This window comes from Rhizobium sp. BK512, from assembly GCF_014194915.1.
In the GTDB taxonomy this organism is placed as follows: Bacteria; Pseudomonadota; Alphaproteobacteria; order Rhizobiales; family Rhizobiaceae; genus Rhizobium.
This window is the reverse complement of record NZ_JACIAS010000004.1, coordinates 550,079-566,024: the sequence shown is the minus strand read 5'-3', so window position 1 is coordinate 566,024 and position 15,946 is coordinate 550,079. Positions and strand designations below refer to the sequence as shown.

The 15,946-nt window shown below is 60.2% G+C and carries 17 protein-coding genes and 1 tRNA gene; 5 read left to right on the top strand and 13 right to left on the bottom strand.

Features of this window, described 5'->3' with window-relative positions; all coding sequences use genetic code 11:
• Positions 1-74 precede the first annotated feature (74 nt).
• The 6 genes from FHX06_RS17970 to FHX06_RS17945 form a co-directional block, all read right to left on the bottom strand.
• Entirely contained in the window at positions 75-560 is a 486-nt protein-coding gene (locus FHX06_RS17970) for a low molecular weight phosphatase family protein (protein WP_183880255.1), read from the bottom strand.
• The gene (locus FHX06_RS17965; protein WP_112541621.1) at positions 557-1,030 is read right to left on the bottom strand and encodes a UPF0262 family protein; all 474 of its coding nucleotides are present in this window, start codon (positions 1,028-1,030) and stop codon (positions 557-559) included. Before FHX06_RS17965 ends, FHX06_RS17970 begins: the two co-directional genes overlap by 4 nt.
• A 4-nt stretch (positions 1,031-1,034) precedes the next feature.
• Positions 1,035-2,333 (bottom strand): histidinol dehydrogenase, encoded by a 1,299-nt coding sequence (gene hisD, locus FHX06_RS17960; RefSeq protein WP_183880253.1) that lies wholly within the window; start codon positions 2,331-2,333, stop codon positions 1,035-1,037.
• A 33-nt stretch (positions 2,334-2,366) separates the two neighbouring features.
• Positions 2,367-2,804: a DUF2948 family protein gene (locus FHX06_RS17955; protein ID WP_112541623.1), complete on the bottom strand. Its 438-nt coding sequence runs from the start codon at positions 2,802-2,804 to the stop codon at positions 2,367-2,369.
• A 114-nt stretch (positions 2,805-2,918) separates the two neighbouring features.
• Positions 2,919-4,211, bottom strand: a complete 1,293-nt coding sequence (gene murA, locus FHX06_RS17950) for a UDP-N-acetylglucosamine 1-carboxyvinyltransferase (RefSeq protein ID WP_113206981.1) — start codon at positions 4,209-4,211, stop codon at positions 2,919-2,921.
• Positions 4,212-4,328: 117 nt separating this feature from the next.
• Positions 4,329-4,538, bottom strand: a complete 210-nt coding sequence (locus FHX06_RS17945) for a hypothetical protein (RefSeq protein WP_037101256.1) — start codon at positions 4,536-4,538, stop codon at positions 4,329-4,331.
• A 154-nt stretch (positions 4,539-4,692) separates the two neighbouring features.
• On the opposite strand from FHX06_RS17945, the gene FHX06_RS17940 reads away from it, so the two are divergent.
• Positions 4,693-4,767: transfer RNA gene (locus FHX06_RS17940), tRNA-Thr, on the top strand.
• A gap of 148 nt (positions 4,768-4,915) precedes the next feature.
• Positions 4,916-5,158, top strand: coding sequence for a DUF982 domain-containing protein (locus FHX06_RS17935; RefSeq protein ID WP_112541625.1), 243 nt, complete (start codon positions 4,916-4,918; stop codon positions 5,156-5,158).
• 235 nt (positions 5,159-5,393) lie between these two features.
• On the opposite strand, the gene FHX06_RS17930 is transcribed toward FHX06_RS17935, so the two are convergent.
• Positions 5,394-5,657 (bottom strand): hypothetical protein, encoded by a 264-nt coding sequence (locus FHX06_RS17930; RefSeq protein WP_112541626.1) that lies wholly within the window; start codon positions 5,655-5,657, stop codon positions 5,394-5,396.
• A gap of 82 nt (positions 5,658-5,739) precedes the next feature.
• Positions 5,740-5,958 (bottom strand): BON domain-containing protein, encoded by a 219-nt coding sequence (locus FHX06_RS17925; protein ID WP_246715587.1) that lies wholly within the window; start codon positions 5,956-5,958, stop codon positions 5,740-5,742.
• Positions 5,959-6,160: 202 nt separating this feature from the next.
• Here FHX06_RS17925 and FHX06_RS17920 point away from each other — a divergent pair, with 202 nt between their 5' ends.
• Complete coding sequence (locus FHX06_RS17920; RefSeq protein WP_112541628.1) at positions 6,161-6,442, top strand: hypothetical protein; 282 nt, start codon at positions 6,161-6,163, stop codon at positions 6,440-6,442.
• Between the two features lie 111 nt (positions 6,443-6,553).
• Positions 6,554-8,614, top strand: a complete 2,061-nt coding sequence (locus FHX06_RS17915) for an ATP-dependent helicase (protein ID WP_113206984.1) — start codon at positions 6,554-6,556, stop codon at positions 8,612-8,614.
• A 22-nt stretch (positions 8,615-8,636) separates the two neighbouring features.
• Here FHX06_RS17915 and FHX06_RS17910 read toward each other — a convergent pair whose 3' ends face one another.
• The 3 genes from FHX06_RS17910 to galE all read right to left on the bottom strand — a co-directional run bounded on the left by FHX06_RS17910 (position 8,637) and on the right by galE (position 12,867).
• On the bottom strand, positions 8,637-9,698 hold the full coding sequence (locus FHX06_RS17910; RefSeq protein ID WP_183880251.1) for an enoyl-CoA hydratase/isomerase family protein: 1,062 nt from the start codon (positions 9,696-9,698) through the stop codon (positions 8,637-8,639).
• A 67-nt stretch (positions 9,699-9,765) separates the two neighbouring features.
• Positions 9,766-11,721, bottom strand: coding sequence for a putative bifunctional diguanylate cyclase/phosphodiesterase (locus FHX06_RS17905; RefSeq protein ID WP_113211375.1), 1,956 nt, complete (start codon positions 11,719-11,721; stop codon positions 9,766-9,768).
• 111 nt (positions 11,722-11,832) lie between these two features.
• Complete coding sequence (gene galE / locus FHX06_RS17900) at positions 11,833-12,867, bottom strand: UDP-glucose 4-epimerase GalE (protein ID WP_183880249.1); 1,035 nt, start codon at positions 12,865-12,867, stop codon at positions 11,833-11,835.
• 465 nt (positions 12,868-13,332) lie between these two features.
• On the opposite strand from galE, the gene FHX06_RS17895 reads away from it, so the two are divergent.
• Positions 13,333-14,016, top strand: coding sequence for a Type 1 glutamine amidotransferase-like domain-containing protein (locus FHX06_RS17895; RefSeq protein ID WP_246715581.1), 684 nt, complete (start codon positions 13,333-13,335; stop codon positions 14,014-14,016).
• Here the strand turns inward: FHX06_RS17895 and FHX06_RS17890 are convergent.
• Together FHX06_RS17890 and mscL are read right to left on the bottom strand one after the other, a co-directional pair.
• Positions 14,013-15,179 (bottom strand): pyridoxal phosphate-dependent aminotransferase, encoded by a 1,167-nt coding sequence (locus FHX06_RS17890; RefSeq protein ID WP_113211374.1) that lies wholly within the window; start codon positions 15,177-15,179, stop codon positions 14,013-14,015. The genes FHX06_RS17895 and FHX06_RS17890 overlap by 4 nt on opposite strands.
• A gap of 135 nt (positions 15,180-15,314) precedes the next feature.
• Positions 15,315-15,752 (bottom strand): large conductance mechanosensitive channel protein MscL, encoded by a 438-nt coding sequence (gene mscL / locus FHX06_RS17885; protein ID WP_112541634.1) that lies wholly within the window; start codon positions 15,750-15,752, stop codon positions 15,315-15,317.
• Positions 15,753-15,946 lie beyond the last annotated feature (194 nt).

The window sequence follows — 15,946 nt, the reverse complement described above, 5'->3', positions numbered from 1 at the left end:
TGAAAATTTGCGCGGAAACTACACAATCAACGGGGATTTGTGAACCTCGTAGATCGGGCTTTCTGACTTTTGTTTCACGCCGATTGCGCGGCGATGCCATTTCTCTTGAGTAGCCGGCTTTCGATGAGGCCGGCGAGGTGATCGCGAACCTCGCGGTAACCGTCCAATATCTGCTCACGCGTGCCGGTCGCGACCGTCGGATCCATGGTCGGCCAGTAGACCACGTCAACAGCGCTGGAGCGGGTCAGCTCAAGGGCTGCGTGATGGGCCGGCGGCGAGAGCGTGATGATGAGGTCGAAATAGTCGTCCTCAAGCTCCTCCAGCGTCTGCGGCTGCCGGCGGCCGAGCGACAGGCCAATTTCCTCCAGCACGACATCGACGAAGGGATCGCGTTCGCCGGCGCGAACACCGGCAGATCGTATATAGGTATTGGCCGGCAGAATGCTGCGGGCGATCGCTTCGGCCATCGGCGAACGGATAGCGTTCATGCCGCACATGAAGAGGATGGCGCCCGGCCGCTTTCCACCCTCGGTTTCAACAGGCGGCTCCATCGCCGTCATCCACGCCAGTAGAGCACGCAGACCAGCGTGAAGAGGCGCCGGGCGGTGTCGAAATCGACGTCGATCTTGCCGGAGAGACGATCCTTCAGCGTCTGCGAACCCTCGTTGTGAATGCCGCGCCGGCCCATGTCGATCGCCTCGATACGGCTTGGAGACGCCGAACGGATAGCCTCATAATAGCTTTCGCAGATCATGAAGTAGTCCTTCACGATCCGCCGGAAGGGCGTCAGGGAGAGGATATGGGTTGCGACATCCTCACCCTTTTCCGTGGTGATCGCAAAGACCAGCTTGGAATCGACCAGCGAAATGTTCAGCCGGTAGGGCCCGCCGGCATGGCCTGACGGCGCAAACGAGTTCTCCTCGATCAGATCGAAGATCGCGACTGCCCGCTCATGCTCTACATCAGGCGTCGAACGGCCGATCGTATCGTCAAGGACAACGTCGCAGAGCCGGAAGTCGTCCTTCGCCATTCCCTCACCTTTCGAGGTTGAGGCGGATCGCGACCGATCGCGCATGGGCATCGAGGCCTTCGGAGACGGCGAGCGCAATCGCCGCCGGGCCGAGGTCGCGAAGCTGCTGGGGACCAAGGCGCAAGATCGAGGTGCGCTTGATGAAATCGAGAACCGAAAGGCCGGAGGAGAAGCGGGCCGAGCGCGCCGTCGGCAGCACGTGGTTGGAGCCGCCGACATAATCGCCGATCACTTCGGGCGTGTGGGCGCCGATGAAGATTGCGCCAGCATTGCGGATCTTCTCCACAAAGGCATCAGGATTGGCGACGGCCAATTCCAGATGTTCCGCGGCGATGCGGTTTGCGAGCGGGATGGCATCCTTGAGATCGGAGACGAGGATGATCGCGCCGAAGTCGCGCCAGCTGGCAGCGGCAGTTTCCGCGCGGTTCAGCGTCTTCAGCTGCCGTTCGACGGCTGCTTCGACCGCCTTGCCGAATTCCTCGTCGTCCGTGATCAGGATCGCCTGGGAGCTCTCGTCATGCTCGGCCTGGGCGAGCAGATCGGCGGCGACCCAATCGGGATTGTTATCCTTGTCGGCGATGACGAGCACTTCCGAGGGGCCGGCGATCATGTCGATGCCGACAGTGCCGAAGACATGGCGCTTGGCGGCGGCCACATAGGCATTGCCGGGGCCGGTGATCTTGGCGACCGGGGCGATCGTCTCCGTGCCATAGGCAAGGGCAGCAATCGCCTGCGCGCCGCCGACGCGGTAGATCTCACTGACGCCTGCAAGCTTGGCTGCAGCCAGCACCGCCGGATTGACCGAACCGCCCGTGGCTGGCACCGCGATAACGATGCGATCGACCCCTGCGACCTTCGCCGGTACGGCGTTCATCAGCACCGAGCTCGGATAGCTCGCCGTGCCGCCGGGCACGTAAAGACCAACGGCTTCGATCGCCGTCCAGCGCGAACCGAGGCCGACACCCATATTGTCTTCGTAGATATCGTCCTTGGGAAGCTGACGACGATGGTGGGATTCGATGCGGAGCGCCGCGACCTTCAAGGCGCCGAGCACTTCCGAGGGGACGACCTCGACGGCGTTCTCGATCTCTTCCTCGGTGACGCGCATCGGTACCGTCGCGTAATCGATGCTGTCGAACCTCTTCGAATATTCGGCGAGAGCGACATCGCCACGGGCGCGCACATCATCGATGATGGCGCGCACCACGGCGTTGACGTCTTCGGAGACCTCGCGCTTGGTGGTCAGAAAGGCTGCGAAGCGCTGTTCGAAACCGTGGGATGTCTGATTAAGCCAGATTGCCAAGGCCGGAATTCCTTCTTGCTCGAACTGTTGGGCTCAGGTGCCGGGATGACGCGGCTTGGAACCCGTTTCCCAGGCGCCGCCGACATCGGCAAGCTGCATTTCGATGCATTCGACATCGAGAATGATGGAGGCCGCGCCCGACAGCGAGAGCTCGAGCGTGCCTTCCGGCCCTTCGCCCTTCTGCTCGAATTGCAGGGCAAGCAGCGACAGCACGTCATCGCGGCGGGCGCGGTCGATGCCGATCGAGCGGACGGATAGCACGCGCTTGAATACGAGGGCCGCACGACGGCGCTCAAAACCTTTGCGTTTTCGGGCCGCTTCTTCCCAGACGAACCGGTTGGCGGCAATTGCGAACTGCTTGTCGCGCGGCGACCAGTCTATATCGGCTACCTTGAAGACACTGTCCTGCACATGTGCGGAAATGACCGCCAGGTCCTCGGCATCGAGCGCAACAAGTTTCAGGTCGGTCATCCAGCCTCTATCCCGTATCTTTCGGCCGCAGGTGCGGCGATCTGTCAGACAACGGAAATAAGGCGCGGCGGCCAAATACGCAACCGGGATAAAGGGCGCATGTGCGCCCTTTTCTTACTCGCTGACGCGTTCGACGATGGCGCCGCAGCGGGTCAGCTTTTCTTCCAGCCGCTCGAAGCCGCGATCGAGGTGATAGACGCGGGACACCGTGGTTTCGCCTTCGGCGGCAAGGCCGGCGATGACGAGGGAGACGGAAGCGCGAAGATCGGTCGCCATGACGGGGGCGCCCTTCAGCCGCTGGACACCTTCGATCTTCGCCGTCTGGCCGGAGAGCGAGATCTTCGCGCCAAGGCGGGCGAGTTCCTGCACATGCATGAAACGGTTTTCGAAGATGGTCTCCGTGACATGCGAGACACCGGAAGAGCGGGTCATCAGCGCCATGAACTGCGCCTGCAGGTCGGTCGGGAAGCCCGGGAAGGGATCGGTGACGATATCGACCGGCTGGATGCCGGCGCCGTTGCGCTTGATGCGCATGCCATTGTTCGTCGACGAAATCTCCGCTCCGGCGCGGCGCAGCGTTTCGAGAGCCGTTTCCAAGAGGCCAACATCGGTATTTTCAAGCACAACATCGCCGCCGGCCATGGCGACGGCCATGGCGTAGGTGCCCGTCTCGATGCGGTCAGGCAGGACACGATGGCGGGCACCCGAGAGCGAAGTGACGCCCTCGATCGTAATGGTCGAGGTGCCGGCACCGGAAATCTTGGCGCCCATGGCGTTCAGGCAGTTGGCAAGGTCGACGACCTCAGGCTCGCGGGCGGCATTGCCGATCACGGTCGTACCGCGGGCAAGTGTTGCCGCCATCATCAGCACATGCGTTGCGCCAACGGACACCTTGGGGAAGGTGTAATGCGTGCCGATGAGACCGCCTTGCGGAGCCTTGGCATTGATATAGCCGCCATCGATTTCCATCGTCGCGCCGAGCGCGGTCAGGCCGTCGATGAAGAGATCGACCGGACGCGTGCCGATGGCACAGCCGCCCGGCAGGGAAACACGGCAATGGCCTTCGCGGGCGAGAAGCGGACCGATGACCCAGAAGGAGGCGCGCATCTTCGACACCAGCTCATAGGGCGCAGTGGTATCGACGATGGTGCGGCAGGTAAAATGGATCGTGCGGGCGTAGGAATCTTCCTGGCGCTCGCGGCGGCCGTTGACGGCCACATCGACGCCGTGATTGCCAAGGATGCGCATCAGCAACTCGACATCGGCAAGATGCGGTACGTTTTCCAGCGTCAGCGTATCGCTCGTCAAAAGCGAGGCGATCATCAGCGGCAGCGCGGCATTCTTGGCGCCGGAGATCGGAATGATGCCATTGAGCTCATTACCGCCGACAATTCTGATACGATCCATGTGCACTTACGGGCGAGGCCCGCCTTTCCTCAAAAAGTTTTGCCTGTGGGGGCAAGGCAAGAAGTCGGGGTCTTTAGAGCAAATCCCCGTACGCTTCAATTCGTCGCGGACCGAACATTACGATTCGTCCATTTTTGCGGCAGCAGTCTTTGCCGCGGGCAAGCCATCCGTCTCGTCCGCCTGGCCGGAGCGGCGAGCACGTACCTGCTGCTTGCGTCTGGAAAGATTTTCTCTCAGCTTTTCGGCAGCCCGCTCGCGCCGCAATGCCGCCTGGGCTTCCATGGCCGCTTTCCGGCTCTGCCGGGCCTTTTCAGTCTCTTCGTTCATGCCCCAGAAGTAACCGAATTCGCGCCATTCCAAAAGTGCTCCGCACGTTATTCCCAGAGAAGTTGGAATTTGCGGCTTGCACTCCTGCCGAACCTGTGGCAATAGCCGCCCCGTTCACGCGAGTTGAGCGTTTTCGCTTCACGCGTCTGGTCCTGCTGCCGTAGCTCAGTGGTAGAGCACACCCTTGGTAAGGGTGAGGTCGGTGGTTCAATCCCACTCGGCAGCACCAGTTTTCTCCTTTAGCATTATCCACCGCGCCAATCGGCGCCATTGCTGCCGGCAAAAATCTCGCTAGAATATTAGCATTCTGAAGTCTTTGCGGAGGAACCGGGAGGCTTCAATCACTGTTTCTATCGAGACATGCTGGAGGAGCGTCGATGGCAACTGAACGATGGAATGGTCCGATCAAGGTAGGTTTCGAAGGGGCCGGAGCACGTACGGTTAACGGACCGTTCGACGCCTTGGCGTGCCTTGCCGAGCACTGGCCTGCCATGCGCGGACTGAAATACCTCAGGGCACGGAGCGTCTGCCGCGCGGCACTTGATGGAAGAAAGACCGTCGAAGAGGCTCGCGCGGAGTTTATGGCAGCGGCCGAGGAAGCAAAGCTTAAGGTGCATTAAGTCTTCAGCGGCGGTTTCGGACAAATAAAGTCCAATCCGTTCCGAAACGGAGCAATGCTTAATTTTCACTTAACCCTGCACGGAGCTCGCGCAGGGCTTTGTTTCGAAAGATATTGCGCCGCTCATCTGTTCATCAATAGAACGACGCCAGCCATCATGATGATGGTCAGAGGCTCGTCACCCTCTGCGGGAGACTGCAGACGAGCCTCGTCCGCAAGAAAATTAGAATATTCGATCAGCAGTCCGAAGTATTCTCATCCTGGACCTGAATATATCCCACACCGACGATTGTGCCATCTGCGACACGGATGAAGGACGGCAGGTAATGCGGCTCGGCGGGCTCGCAGACGGCAGCGCTGGTATATTCATTCAGCGCGATTTCGTCCTTCGGCAAGGCCGAATAATCCATATCGGTTTCGAGTGAGGCATAGGCGGAGCCGGCAAAGGCGCCGCACCCAATAAGAAGGCCCCAGGCCCAGAGGCGTATAAGCGTTTGCATTATTGTCTCCAGCATTGAAATCAGCTTTTCAACACCGAAGGCAGGGCGTTGGTTCCTTGAAAATCTTCAAGTGGACGGTGATTTATTTCACCAGCATGCGGCAATGGACGTAACCGCTTCCGACAATAGCCTCGGCAATCGCCCGAGCCCGCTCACTGTCGCTCCATTGGCGCACGAAACCTTCGAGAATGACGAGGGAACCGATGGTGGAGACGATGATTTCGGCTGCATCGAAATCGCCCGCGGCATGCAGGGCGCTTTCCACGGACGCGCGCATGGCGGCCGTGTTGCGGCTCTTCATCCAGGCTTCCTCGTCAGTCGGCGAGTTGTGAAATCGCAGCACCATGGTCGTTCCTGACATTGGCTAATAGGGATTTAACGCTGGAAGACGACGTTTGTTGCGGCGCGCGGTCGGCCCGATGCATAGTCATCACGATGGTGGTGCTGAAATCTTGCCGGAAGTGTCGGCAGCCGCCGTAACAATTGCAGCCGAGGAAAAGATGATGAAAGCGCTGGTGCCTGCCCTTCTTGCGACCACCCTATTGGCCACACCCGCTCTGGTCGGCTGCTCCGCCGCGGACGCGCCCGCACTAGAGCCAATTCCCGGCAGCATCACCTATGGCGGGCAGCCGCGCACGAAGCTGACGAAGTCGCCGATCGGCAGCGCAGTGTACAACGACTTCTACGATCAGCAGGGCCAGCGCGTCTACGAAACCTATATTCTTCAGCCCGACCGCAGCCTGAAGCTGGTGCGGCGCCAGATCGTGCCGGATTTTCCGCAATAGTGCGTGGCCGCCTCTGCCTGCTTGACAGCGGCGCCAATCGAGAACATCCAAGGAACATCTGATTTTATTCGCGGGTGCTGATTCTCCCGTGAAGCCCAACCGGACGGCTGGATGTATCTCGAAAGACTCAATCCCCAGCAACGCATGGCCGTTGAACACGGCACGCTTGCCGACGGCAGTCATGTGGCGGGTCCGCTGCTGGTCATCGCCGGGGCCGGATCAGGCAAGACGAATACGCTTGCGCACCGCGTTGCCCATCTGATCCTCAAAGGTGCCGATCCGCGCCGAATCCTGCTGATGACCTTTTCCCGCCGCGCAGCAGCGGAAATGGGCCGCCGCGTCGAACGCATCTGCGGCGAGGTTCTCGGCAAGAATTCCGGCATCATGGCGGATGCACTTGCCTGGAGCGGCACGTTTCACGGCATCGGCGCACGCCTCTTGCGCGACTATGCCGAACAGATCGGCATCGATCCGGCCTTCTCCATCCATGACCGGGAAGACAGTGCGGATCTGATGAACCTCGTGCGTCATGATCTTGGTTTCTCGAAGACCGAGAGCCGATTTCCGACAAAGGGAACCTGCCTGGCGATCTATTCGCGCGCGGTAAACTCGGAAATGGAACTGCCGCTCGTGTTGCGCGACGCCTTTCCCTGGTGCGCCACCTGGGAAAAGCAGCTTCGCGAGCTTTTCGCCTGTTACGTCGAGTCCAAGCAGAGCCAGAACGTGCTCGATTACGACGACCTGCTGCTCTACTGGGCGCAGATGGTGGCCGAGCCGATGATTGCCGAGGATATCGGCAGCCGCTTCGACCATGTGCTTGTCGATGAATATCAGGACACCAACAAGCTGCAGTCTTCCATACTTCTGGCGCTGAAGCCGACCGGCCAGGGCCTGACCGTCGTCGGCGACGATGCGCAGTCGATCTATTCCTTCCGCGCGGCGACGGTGCGCAACATCCTCGATTTTCCGGCCGCCTTCAGCCCGGCCGCCAACATCGTCACGCTTGACCGCAACTACCGCTCGACGCAGCCGATCCTGGCCGCCGCCAATGCCGTGATTGACCTTGCCTCCGAGCGTTTCACCAAGAACCTCTGGACGGAGCGTGAATCGCCGGAACGGCCGCGACTGGTGACTGTGCGCGACGAGAATGATCAGGCACGTTATGTGGCCGACAAGGTTCTCGACAATCGCGAAGAGGGCGTGAAGCTGAAGAGCCAAGCGGTGCTTTTCCGCGCCTCGCATCACAGCGGCCCGCTGGAAGTGGAGCTGACCCGCCGCAACATTCCCTTCGTGAAGTTCGGCGGCCTGAAATTCCTCGACAGCGCGCATGTGAAGGACATGCTGGCGGCACTGCGTTTTGCCCAGAACCCGCGCGACCGGGTGGCGGGCTTCCGGCTGATGCAGATCCTTCCGGGGGTCGGGCCTTCTACGGCGCAGAAGGTGCTGGACCATATGGCTGAGGACCCGAGCCCGGTTGCGGCGCTCGCCGCCATGCCTGCGCCGCCACGCTCGGGCGACGACTGGACCTCCTTCGTTTCGACCATGCAGCAGCTGAAGACCGGCAAGGCCGGCTGGCCCGCTGAGATCGAACTGGTGCGGCAATGGTATGAGCCGCATCTGGAACGGCTGCATGAAGATGCGAGCGCCCGGCTTGCCGATCTCATCCAGCTCGAACAAATCGCCGGCGGTTATGCTTCTCGCGAGCGCTTTCTGACCGAGCTTACGCTTGATCCGCCGGATGCAACCTCGGATCAGGCTGGCGTGCCGCTGCTCGATGAGGATTATCTCATTCTTTCGACCATCCATTCGGCCAAGGGACAGGAATGGACCAAGGTCTTCATGCTGAACGTCATAGACGGCTGCATTCCCTCCGATCTCGCAGTCGGGACAACGGCGGAGATCGAGGAAGAGCGGCGCCTCCTCTATGTGGCAATGACGCGCGCCAAGGACAGTCTCGACCTCGTCGTGCCGCAGCGCTTCTTCACCTATGGGCAGAATTCGCAGGGCGACCGGCATGTCTATGCGTCGCGCAGCCGCTTCATTCCGGCCACGCTGCTGCAATTCTTCGAGGTTTGCGGCTGGCCGCAGGTCAAGACCGATACGGCAGCCGCCCAGCAGGCGCGGCAGGTGCGCATCGATGTCGGCGCGCGCATGCGGGGCATGTGGCGCTAGAGCCTTTCCCGATCAAACAGTGTCAGAGCGAAAGCGGCGGCTTGGGCGATTCGAAGAAGCGGCCGATCATTTCATCATTGACCAGGGCGATCGTCGGCGGCGACCATTTCGGATTGCGATCCTTGTCGATGACGGCTGCGCGAACGCCCTCGTAGAAATCCGGACCGTGCAGGACGTGCATGCAAGCCCCGAGTTCGCGGGCCAGGCATTCGCCGAGCGTGCGGCTCTGGCGGCCGGCTCTCAGCAGCCGCAAGGCAAGCTTGAGACTTGTCGGCGATCGTGTGAGCAACACACGGCGGGTTTCGGCGGCGAATTCACCCTCCTCCGCAGCGAGTGCGGATGCGATATCCTCCACGCGGTTGAAATGGAAGGCACGGTCGATCATTGCGGCATTGGCCTGCAACCTGCCTTCATCCACTTGTTCCGAGAGATCGCGCAGCACCGCATCCACATCATCAGACGAACTTCCCGCAGACAGGTTCGTCAGACGATGGACTGCCTCTTCGAGGCGCGAAGAAGACATATAGACGTCAGCGAGGCCGGTATAGATTGCATCGGAGGCATTGATATCGAGCCCGGTCAGGGCCATCCATGTACCACTTTCACCCGGCGTGCGAGGCAACAGCCACGTAGCGCCGACATCTGGAAAATAGCCGATACCGGTTTCCGGCATCGCAAGGCGGGTGCGCTCGGTGACGATCCGATGGCGGCCGTGGCTGGAAAGCCCGACGCCGCCGCCCATGGTGATGCCGTCCATCAGCGCTACATAGGGTTTCGGATAGCTGGCGATCCGGTGATTGAGGCGGAATTCCTCGCGCCAGAAAGTTTCCGCCAGGCCATCGCCGGAACGCCCGCTCATGTGAATGGCGCGGATATCGCCGCCGGCGCAGAAGCCGCGCTCGCCCTCCCCCATCACGAGGACGCTGGCCACCGCTTGGTCACCGGCAAACTCGTCAAGTGCGGCGGCAATCGTACGCACCATCGGGATCGTCAGGCTGTTCAACGCCTTTGGTCGGTTCAGCCGGATAAGGCCCGCCGTGCCACGCCGTTCAACGATAACTTCGCTTTGATTGCTATTGTCCATGATCCACCTCACTCCTCCCCTAGGAATAAACGGGGTCGGGCCGAGGTTCCAGTGGCTGGCTGATCAATCAGGCCGAAAGGGACTGAGAAACGGTGACGTCGCGCCTGACCGCGTAGTCGATCGCCAGTTCCAGCGGCAGCGGCCGGGAGAAATAATAGCCCTGCGCCAATCTTACGCCGATGCCTTTCAGCGACTCGGCCACCTCCTCGCTTTCGACACCCTCGGCTACGGAGGCGATGCCGAGGTTCTGGCAGAGATTGGCGACGGAACGGGTGATGTTCATGCAGCGCGCATCGCGGTCGAAATTCATCACGAAGGCCTTATCGATCTTCAGCTTGTCGAAGGCCAGGCGATGGATATGGCTCAAGCTTGAATAGCCCGTGCCGAAATCATCAAGCGCAATCGAGATGCCGGCGGCGCGCAGCATGCCGATCACCTGATCGGCAGTATCGAAGTCAGACAGCAGCGCCGTCTCGGTGATCTCGAATTCGATGCGTTTTGGGTCGACGCCCGACCGGTTGATCATGGCGAGCAGGGCCATCGAGGTTTCGTGATCGCAGATGTCGCGGGCCGACAGGTTGAAGGAGACGCGCAGATGCGCCGGCATGATCTTCAGGGCGTCGAGCGCCTGGCCGAAGAGAATGCGCGTCACCCGGCCGATCACGGCGGTGCGTTCGGCAGCCGGGATGAAGGCATCCGGGCTGATACGGCCGAAGCGGGCGCTGTCCCAACGCGCAAGCGCCTCAAAACCGACGACACGGCCGCTGCGCAGTTCGACGATCGGCTGATATTCGAGCTTCAGTTCGCTGGCGAAATTCTCGGTCTGCAGTTCGAGCTCGATCAGGTAGCGTTGTGTCAGGATCTTTTCGTGCTCCGGCGAGAAGAATTCCACACCGCCGATGCGCTTGCTCTTGACCTGATAGAGCGCGAAGTCCGCTTTCTCGTAGAGGTCTTCGGCCGTGTACTCGCCCGCCTCAGGATAGACGATGCCGCAGGAGCCGGAAACACGGACCGAACCGTCCGGGATGTCATAGGGTTCGCGCACGGCCGCGCATAGCGCCAGGCCGAGATCGGAAATTGCCCTGAGCGTCATGTCAGCGGGGAAGATGATGCCGAACTCATCGCCACCAAGACGCGAGACGATGCCCTGATCGCCCAACAACGAGACGAAGCGGCGCGCCGTCTCCTTCAATACGACGTCGCCGGCCGCGTGGCCGAAGACGTCATTGACCGGTTTGAAGCCATCGAGATCGACGATGCCGATGACCGGTGGCGCGGCGGGATCCTTCAGCAGCATCTGTTCCAGCGACAGGAAGAAACTGCGACGATTGGCAAGGCCAGTCAGTTGATCCTGCAGGGCATTGCGGCTGTTGACGCGATTCAGCTCCTCGGCTTCCGCCTGCTTCTGCTTGAGCTCTTCTGCAAGCCGCACCAGATGCGCGAAATTCTGGAAGTAGCTGTTGATGACGCGCAGGAAAGGCAGCACCAGGAACAGGCCGCTGACGGCCGTTGCGACGAAAACCGGGTTGCCGGAAAAGAGAAAGGTCACGATCATGGCCGTAAAGGTGATGACCGTGGTGATTGCCGCGGCGAGCGGCAGGTGCATCAGGCAGAAAACGCAGGAAATGCCGGTTACAACCAGAAAATAGGCGATCTGCCCCTGCTGCGAGGCATCGCCATATCGATAGAGCGCGATAGCCCAACCGCCGAAGCCGATGGTGAGGATGACCGCGCCTGCTAGCGTTACTTTCATCAGCCGCAGCGCGCGCTCCGGCGTGACATTTTCCTTGCCTGATATTTCCCACCAGCAGAGGCGAAAGACGCAGACAATGCTGAGCCCGACGGGAATGTAGAGCGAAAGCCAGAGAGGCGCAGATCTGATGTGAGTGATGGCCACAGCCAGCGCATTGATGACAAGAAGAACGTAGAGAATCGGAATCTGTGACGACAAAGCCTTGAACTGTGCCACCAGAAACTTCGGATTATCTTTTTGCAGCCGCAACGAGGCTATGAAGTTCTTCATGATCCCTATTCCCTTGGCTGAAGTTGGCCAGAGAAAGCTTGATTATTCCTTATTCACGTAACGTCGGGCCACCCGTATCTACGCCGGAATGGCAAGTTGTTCGGCTGCATCTCAGAAAGAAGCTGCAGCCAGTGCGCGATGAATGCTGTGCAGATCGTCGACGCTCTTGTTCATCAGGAAGAGCTCCCAGTCGAGCGAGCTGCGGACGATGGTTTCCAGTGAGTCATATCTCGGCGCCCAATCCAGCACGCGGCGGGCAAGCGTCGCATCGGCGACGACGCTTGCGGCGTCACCCGGGCGACGTGCCGCCATGTTGATTTTGAACGAATGACCGTTCAAGCGGGTGACCATGTTCAATACATCGAGTACGGAATAGCCGTTGCCATAGCCGCAGTTGGCGACAAGTGGCCCCCTGCCCTGGCGCAGATGCTCGAGTGCCTTCAAATGCGCCGCCGTCAAATCACTGACATGGATGTAGTCGCGCACACCGGTGCCATCATGGGTCGGGTAATCGAAACCGTAGACGGTAATGCTGCCACGCTTCCCGAGCGCAGCCTCACAGGCGACCTTGATGAGATGGGTCGCACCCGAGGTCGACTGGCCAGCGCGCAGCTGCGGGTCGGCGCCCGCGACGTTGAAATAGCGGAGCGCCACATAACCGAAGTCATAGGCGGCCGCGGCGTCACGAAGCATCATTTCGGTCATCAGCTTCGACTGGCCGTATGGATTTTCCGGATTGAGGGGTGCCGTTTCCTTCACGGGAGCGGAGCTCTTCTGCTGGCCGTAGACAGCGGCCGTCGAGGAGAAGACGAAGTTGCGGATACCGGCCTTGATCGAAACGCTCAGCAGCGCGCGCGTTTTGCCTGAATTGTTATCGTAGTAGGAGAGTGGATCGGCAACCGAAACAGGGACGACGGCAGAGCCGGCGAAATGGATGATTGCCTCGATATCGTTCTCGATGAAGATCTTCTTCAGCACATCCGGATCGGAGACATCGCCAAGATAGAAGCGCGCCGCCGGCGCCACGGCCCAGCGAAAGCCGGTAGAGAGGTTGTCGAGCACGACGACGTCTTCACCGGCATCCAACAGCGTCCAAACCATGTGGCTGCCGATATATCCAGCCCCACCTGTCACCAGAACCGCCATGTCTGCATTCCCTGTTTTATGTTTTTTCGGGAACATCAGAACGGGGTTTTCCTTTCCGATTTTGTTATCAAACAGCCTCGGAAAGCCTTTGCGGCCGGTATGTTTCGACATGTGGTTAGAGGCGGATTTCCGGCTTTGCTACAATTTTAGCGACCGGCCGATTTCGAAACGAAAAGGCCTCCTGCCCCTCTCTTTCAGCGCTCATTGACATCACGCATGCGGCCGGGCAAACTCAGGCCATGAACAACTTCGCGTTTCAGGCTATGACGATGGGCATGACGACCACCCTTTGCGGTGGGGGCGTCGGCTTGTGACCTGAAACTGTTCACATTACCCGATCCAACCCCGCCGGACGCGCGGGGTTTTTTGTTTCTGCCCCGATGTCCGCCCCATGCAAGGACTTCTCGTGGCACAATATCTTCTTTCCATATCTCGTGACCTGCCCCTCTCCAACAGGGAGCAGCAATGATGAGACTCTACCTGTCATCCTATCGGCTCGGAGCGAGCGCCTTCCGGCTCAAGAAGCTTCTCAATGGCGGGCGGCGCGCCGCAATTATCCAGAATGCGCTGGACTTCATCCCGGCCGAGGCGCGTCGCGCCTATGAGGCCAATGTCTACGATCCCAAGGAGGAGCTTGCCGATTGGGGGATCGAGGCGGAAGAACTGGATCTGAGGGATTATTTCGGGGAGCCGCGTGCTCTTGAAAAAGCGCTCGCCGGCTTTGATCTCGCTTGGGCCGTCGGCGGCAATGCCTTTCTTCTACGGCGCGCCATGCGGCAGAGCGGTTTCGATCAGATCATAGGGGAGTTGCTGCGCGACGATGCGCTCGTCTACGGCGGGTTCAGCGCCGGGGCGGTGGTAGTGACGCCCTCGCTCAAAGGCATCGACATCATGGACGACCCGCAGCAACTCGCGCCGGGCTACGACGAGAATATCCTTTGGGATGGCCTCGGTCTCGTCGATTTCTCCATAGTTCCGCATTATCGCTCAGCGCATGACGAGGCTGCAGCAGCCGAGAGGGCCGTCGACTTCCTGGAAAAAGCCGATATGCCCTTTCAGCCGATCAGAGACGGCGAAGTCATCATCGTCGAGGGGCGCAACGTGACGCTGCTTCCGGTGCTGCCGGAAGCGATACGCCGCTCCGCCTAAACCGTAAGGATATAGTCGCAGAGCCGCTCGGTCGCGACCGTCACCTGGGCCGGATCGCGCAGGAAGCAGGCGCGCAGGAAAAGCTCGCCGCCGGCTCCGAAGGCCGTGCCCGGCGCAAGGCCGACACCGGTCTTGTCGACGATGTCGATTGCGGCCTTGCGGCTGTCGGTAATGCCGTCGATCTTCAGGAAGGCATAGAGCGCACCATCGGGTTTAAGCGTCTCGACGCGATTTGTGGCGATCAGCGCATCGCAGAGGATGTCGCGGGAGCGGGCCGCCTTGTCGATATTCGACTGCACGAAAGCATCGCCTTCGTTAAGAGCCGCGACCGCGCCTTTCTGCACAAACTGCGCGACGCCCGAGGTGGAATATTGGATGAGGTTTTCCAGTACCTGGCCCATTTCCGGCGGGGCGACGATCCAGCCGACGCGCCAGCCGGTCATCGACCAGTTCTTGGAGAAGGAGTTGATGAAGATGACCTTGTCGCCCGGCTCCATCACATCCAGGAAGGACGGCGCGCGACCGCCAGCGTAGAAATAACGCGCGTAGATCTCATCTGCCATGATCCAGAGATCATGTTTACGAGCAAGCGCCAGGATATCGGCCAGGTCCTTCTTCGTCGCGGTCCAGCCCGTGGGGTTCGACGGCGTGTTGATGAAGAGGCCGCGCGTCTTCGGCGTAATGGCTGTTTCAACGCGGTTGAGATCGACCGCCCATGTGCCGCCTTCAAACTGGAGCTCTACGCCAACCGACCGCGCGCCGGCGATTTCAAGGGCGGCGGCAATATTCGGCCAGGCCGGGGTGAGATAGACGAACTCATCGCCGGGTGAAGTCAGCGCCTGGACGGCGATCTGGATCGCCTGCATGCCGGAACCGGTCACATAGAAATGCTCCGGTGCCAGACGGATACCGAAATGCCTGAAATAGTAATCCGACAGGGCCTGGCGCAGCTCGGGGATGCCGCGCTGCCAGGTGTAGAAGGTCTCGCCGGCGGCGAGCGCCTGCATGGCCGCCTGATTGATGAAATCGGGAGTAGGAAGATCGCCTTCGCCGACCCAGAGCGGCAAAAGGCCCTCACGGCCGCGGGCATAATTGACGACTTCGACGATCCCGCTTTCTGGCGCTGCGACGGCGCGCGGGCTGAGGCTGCTTATAATCGACATGCATATCTCCGGTTCACGCCTTCATAACGGATTTGCAGGCGCAAATCCCATGACAAAGCGTGATGGCATATCGATTTTCGTGATGGATGAGCCCGGCCGGAATGGGCGGGCCCTCACCCGGATCAGACCGCCAGATCAGACGGCCGGGCGCTTGGCGAGAAGGTCGCGAATTTCGGTCAGCAATGCGACATCGGCCGGCGGCGGCGGGACCTCTGCCGGTGCGGCCTTTTCCTTGCGCTCGACCTGCTCGCGCAGGATGTTCACAGCCTTGATCATCAGGAAGATGATCCAAGCGAGGATCAGGAAATTGATCAGGACGGTGATGAAATTGCCGTATGCGAAAACGGCCCCACCTTTGCGGGCTTCGTCAAGGGTTGGCCCAACGGCTTTGTCCGACAGCGAAATGTAGTAGTTGGAAAAATCGAAACCGCCGAAGATCGCGCCGACGATCGGCATGATGATATCCTCGACCAGCGACTTGACGATCCCGCCGAACGCGCCGCCGATGATGACACCGACTGCGAGATCCATGACATTGCCGCGGGCGATGAACGCTTTGAACTCATTAAGCATCAGATCTGTCTCCCCTCGATGCATTTTTCAAAGACATGCCATTGTTTTCATTAGCTACACCTTCATCTCAATTAATCAATCGGCAATTGGAAATATTCGGACATCATCCCCTTCCGCGTAGAACTTAAGACCAAGACCGCGGGAATTTTCAAACCTGCTGAATTGCCCTAATCTTCAAACCGTTCCGGGAGGAC

What these genes read in the sequence shown, in the direction of transcription:
- FHX06_RS17970 (WP_183880255.1), bottom strand. Translation starts at nt 560, where the DNA reads ATGACGGCGATGGAGCCGCCTGTTGAAACCGAGGGTGGAAAGCGGCCG.
- FHX06_RS17965 (WP_112541621.1), bottom strand. Translation starts at nt 1,030, where the DNA reads ATGGCGAAGGACGACTTCCGGCTCTGCGACGTTGTCCTTGACGATACG.
- FHX06_RS17955 (WP_112541623.1), bottom strand. Translation starts at nt 2,804, where the DNA reads ATGACCGACCTGAAACTTGTTGCGCTCGATGCCGAGGACCTGGCGGTC.
- murA (WP_113206981.1), bottom strand. Translation starts at nt 4,211, where the DNA reads ATGGATCGTATCAGAATTGTCGGCGGTAATGAGCTCAATGGCATCATT.
- FHX06_RS17945 (WP_037101256.1), bottom strand. Translation starts at nt 4,538, where the DNA reads ATGAACGAAGAGACTGAAAAGGCCCGGCAGAGCCGGAAAGCGGCCATG.
- FHX06_RS17935 (WP_112541625.1), top strand. Translation starts at nt 4,916, where the DNA reads ATGGCAACTGAACGATGGAATGGTCCGATCAAGGTAGGTTTCGAAGGG.
- FHX06_RS17930 (WP_112541626.1), bottom strand. Translation starts at nt 5,657, where the DNA reads ATGCAAACGCTTATACGCCTCTGGGCCTGGGGCCTTCTTATTGGGTGC.
- FHX06_RS17925 (WP_246715587.1), bottom strand. Translation starts at nt 5,958, where the DNA reads ATGAAGAGCCGCAACACGGCCGCCATGCGCGCGTCCGTGGAAAGCGCC.
- FHX06_RS17920 (WP_112541628.1), top strand. Translation starts at nt 6,161, where the DNA reads ATGAAAGCGCTGGTGCCTGCCCTTCTTGCGACCACCCTATTGGCCACA.
- FHX06_RS17915 (WP_113206984.1), top strand. Translation starts at nt 6,554, where the DNA reads ATGTATCTCGAAAGACTCAATCCCCAGCAACGCATGGCCGTTGAACAC.
- FHX06_RS17910 (WP_183880251.1), bottom strand. Translation starts at nt 9,698, where the DNA reads ATGGACAATAGCAATCAAAGCGAAGTTATCGTTGAACGGCGTGGCACG.
- FHX06_RS17905 (WP_113211375.1), bottom strand. Translation starts at nt 11,721, where the DNA reads ATGAAGAACTTCATAGCCTCGTTGCGGCTGCAAAAAGATAATCCGAAG.
- galE (WP_183880249.1), bottom strand. Translation starts at nt 12,867, where the DNA reads ATGGCGGTTCTGGTGACAGGTGGGGCTGGATATATCGGCAGCCACATG.
- FHX06_RS17895 (WP_246715581.1), top strand. Translation starts at nt 13,333, where the DNA reads ATGATGAGACTCTACCTGTCATCCTATCGGCTCGGAGCGAGCGCCTTC.
- FHX06_RS17890 (WP_113211374.1), bottom strand. Translation starts at nt 15,179, where the DNA reads ATGTCGATTATAAGCAGCCTCAGCCCGCGCGCCGTCGCAGCGCCAGAA.
- mscL (WP_112541634.1), bottom strand. Translation starts at nt 15,752, where the DNA reads ATGCTTAATGAGTTCAAAGCGTTCATCGCCCGCGGCAATGTCATGGAT.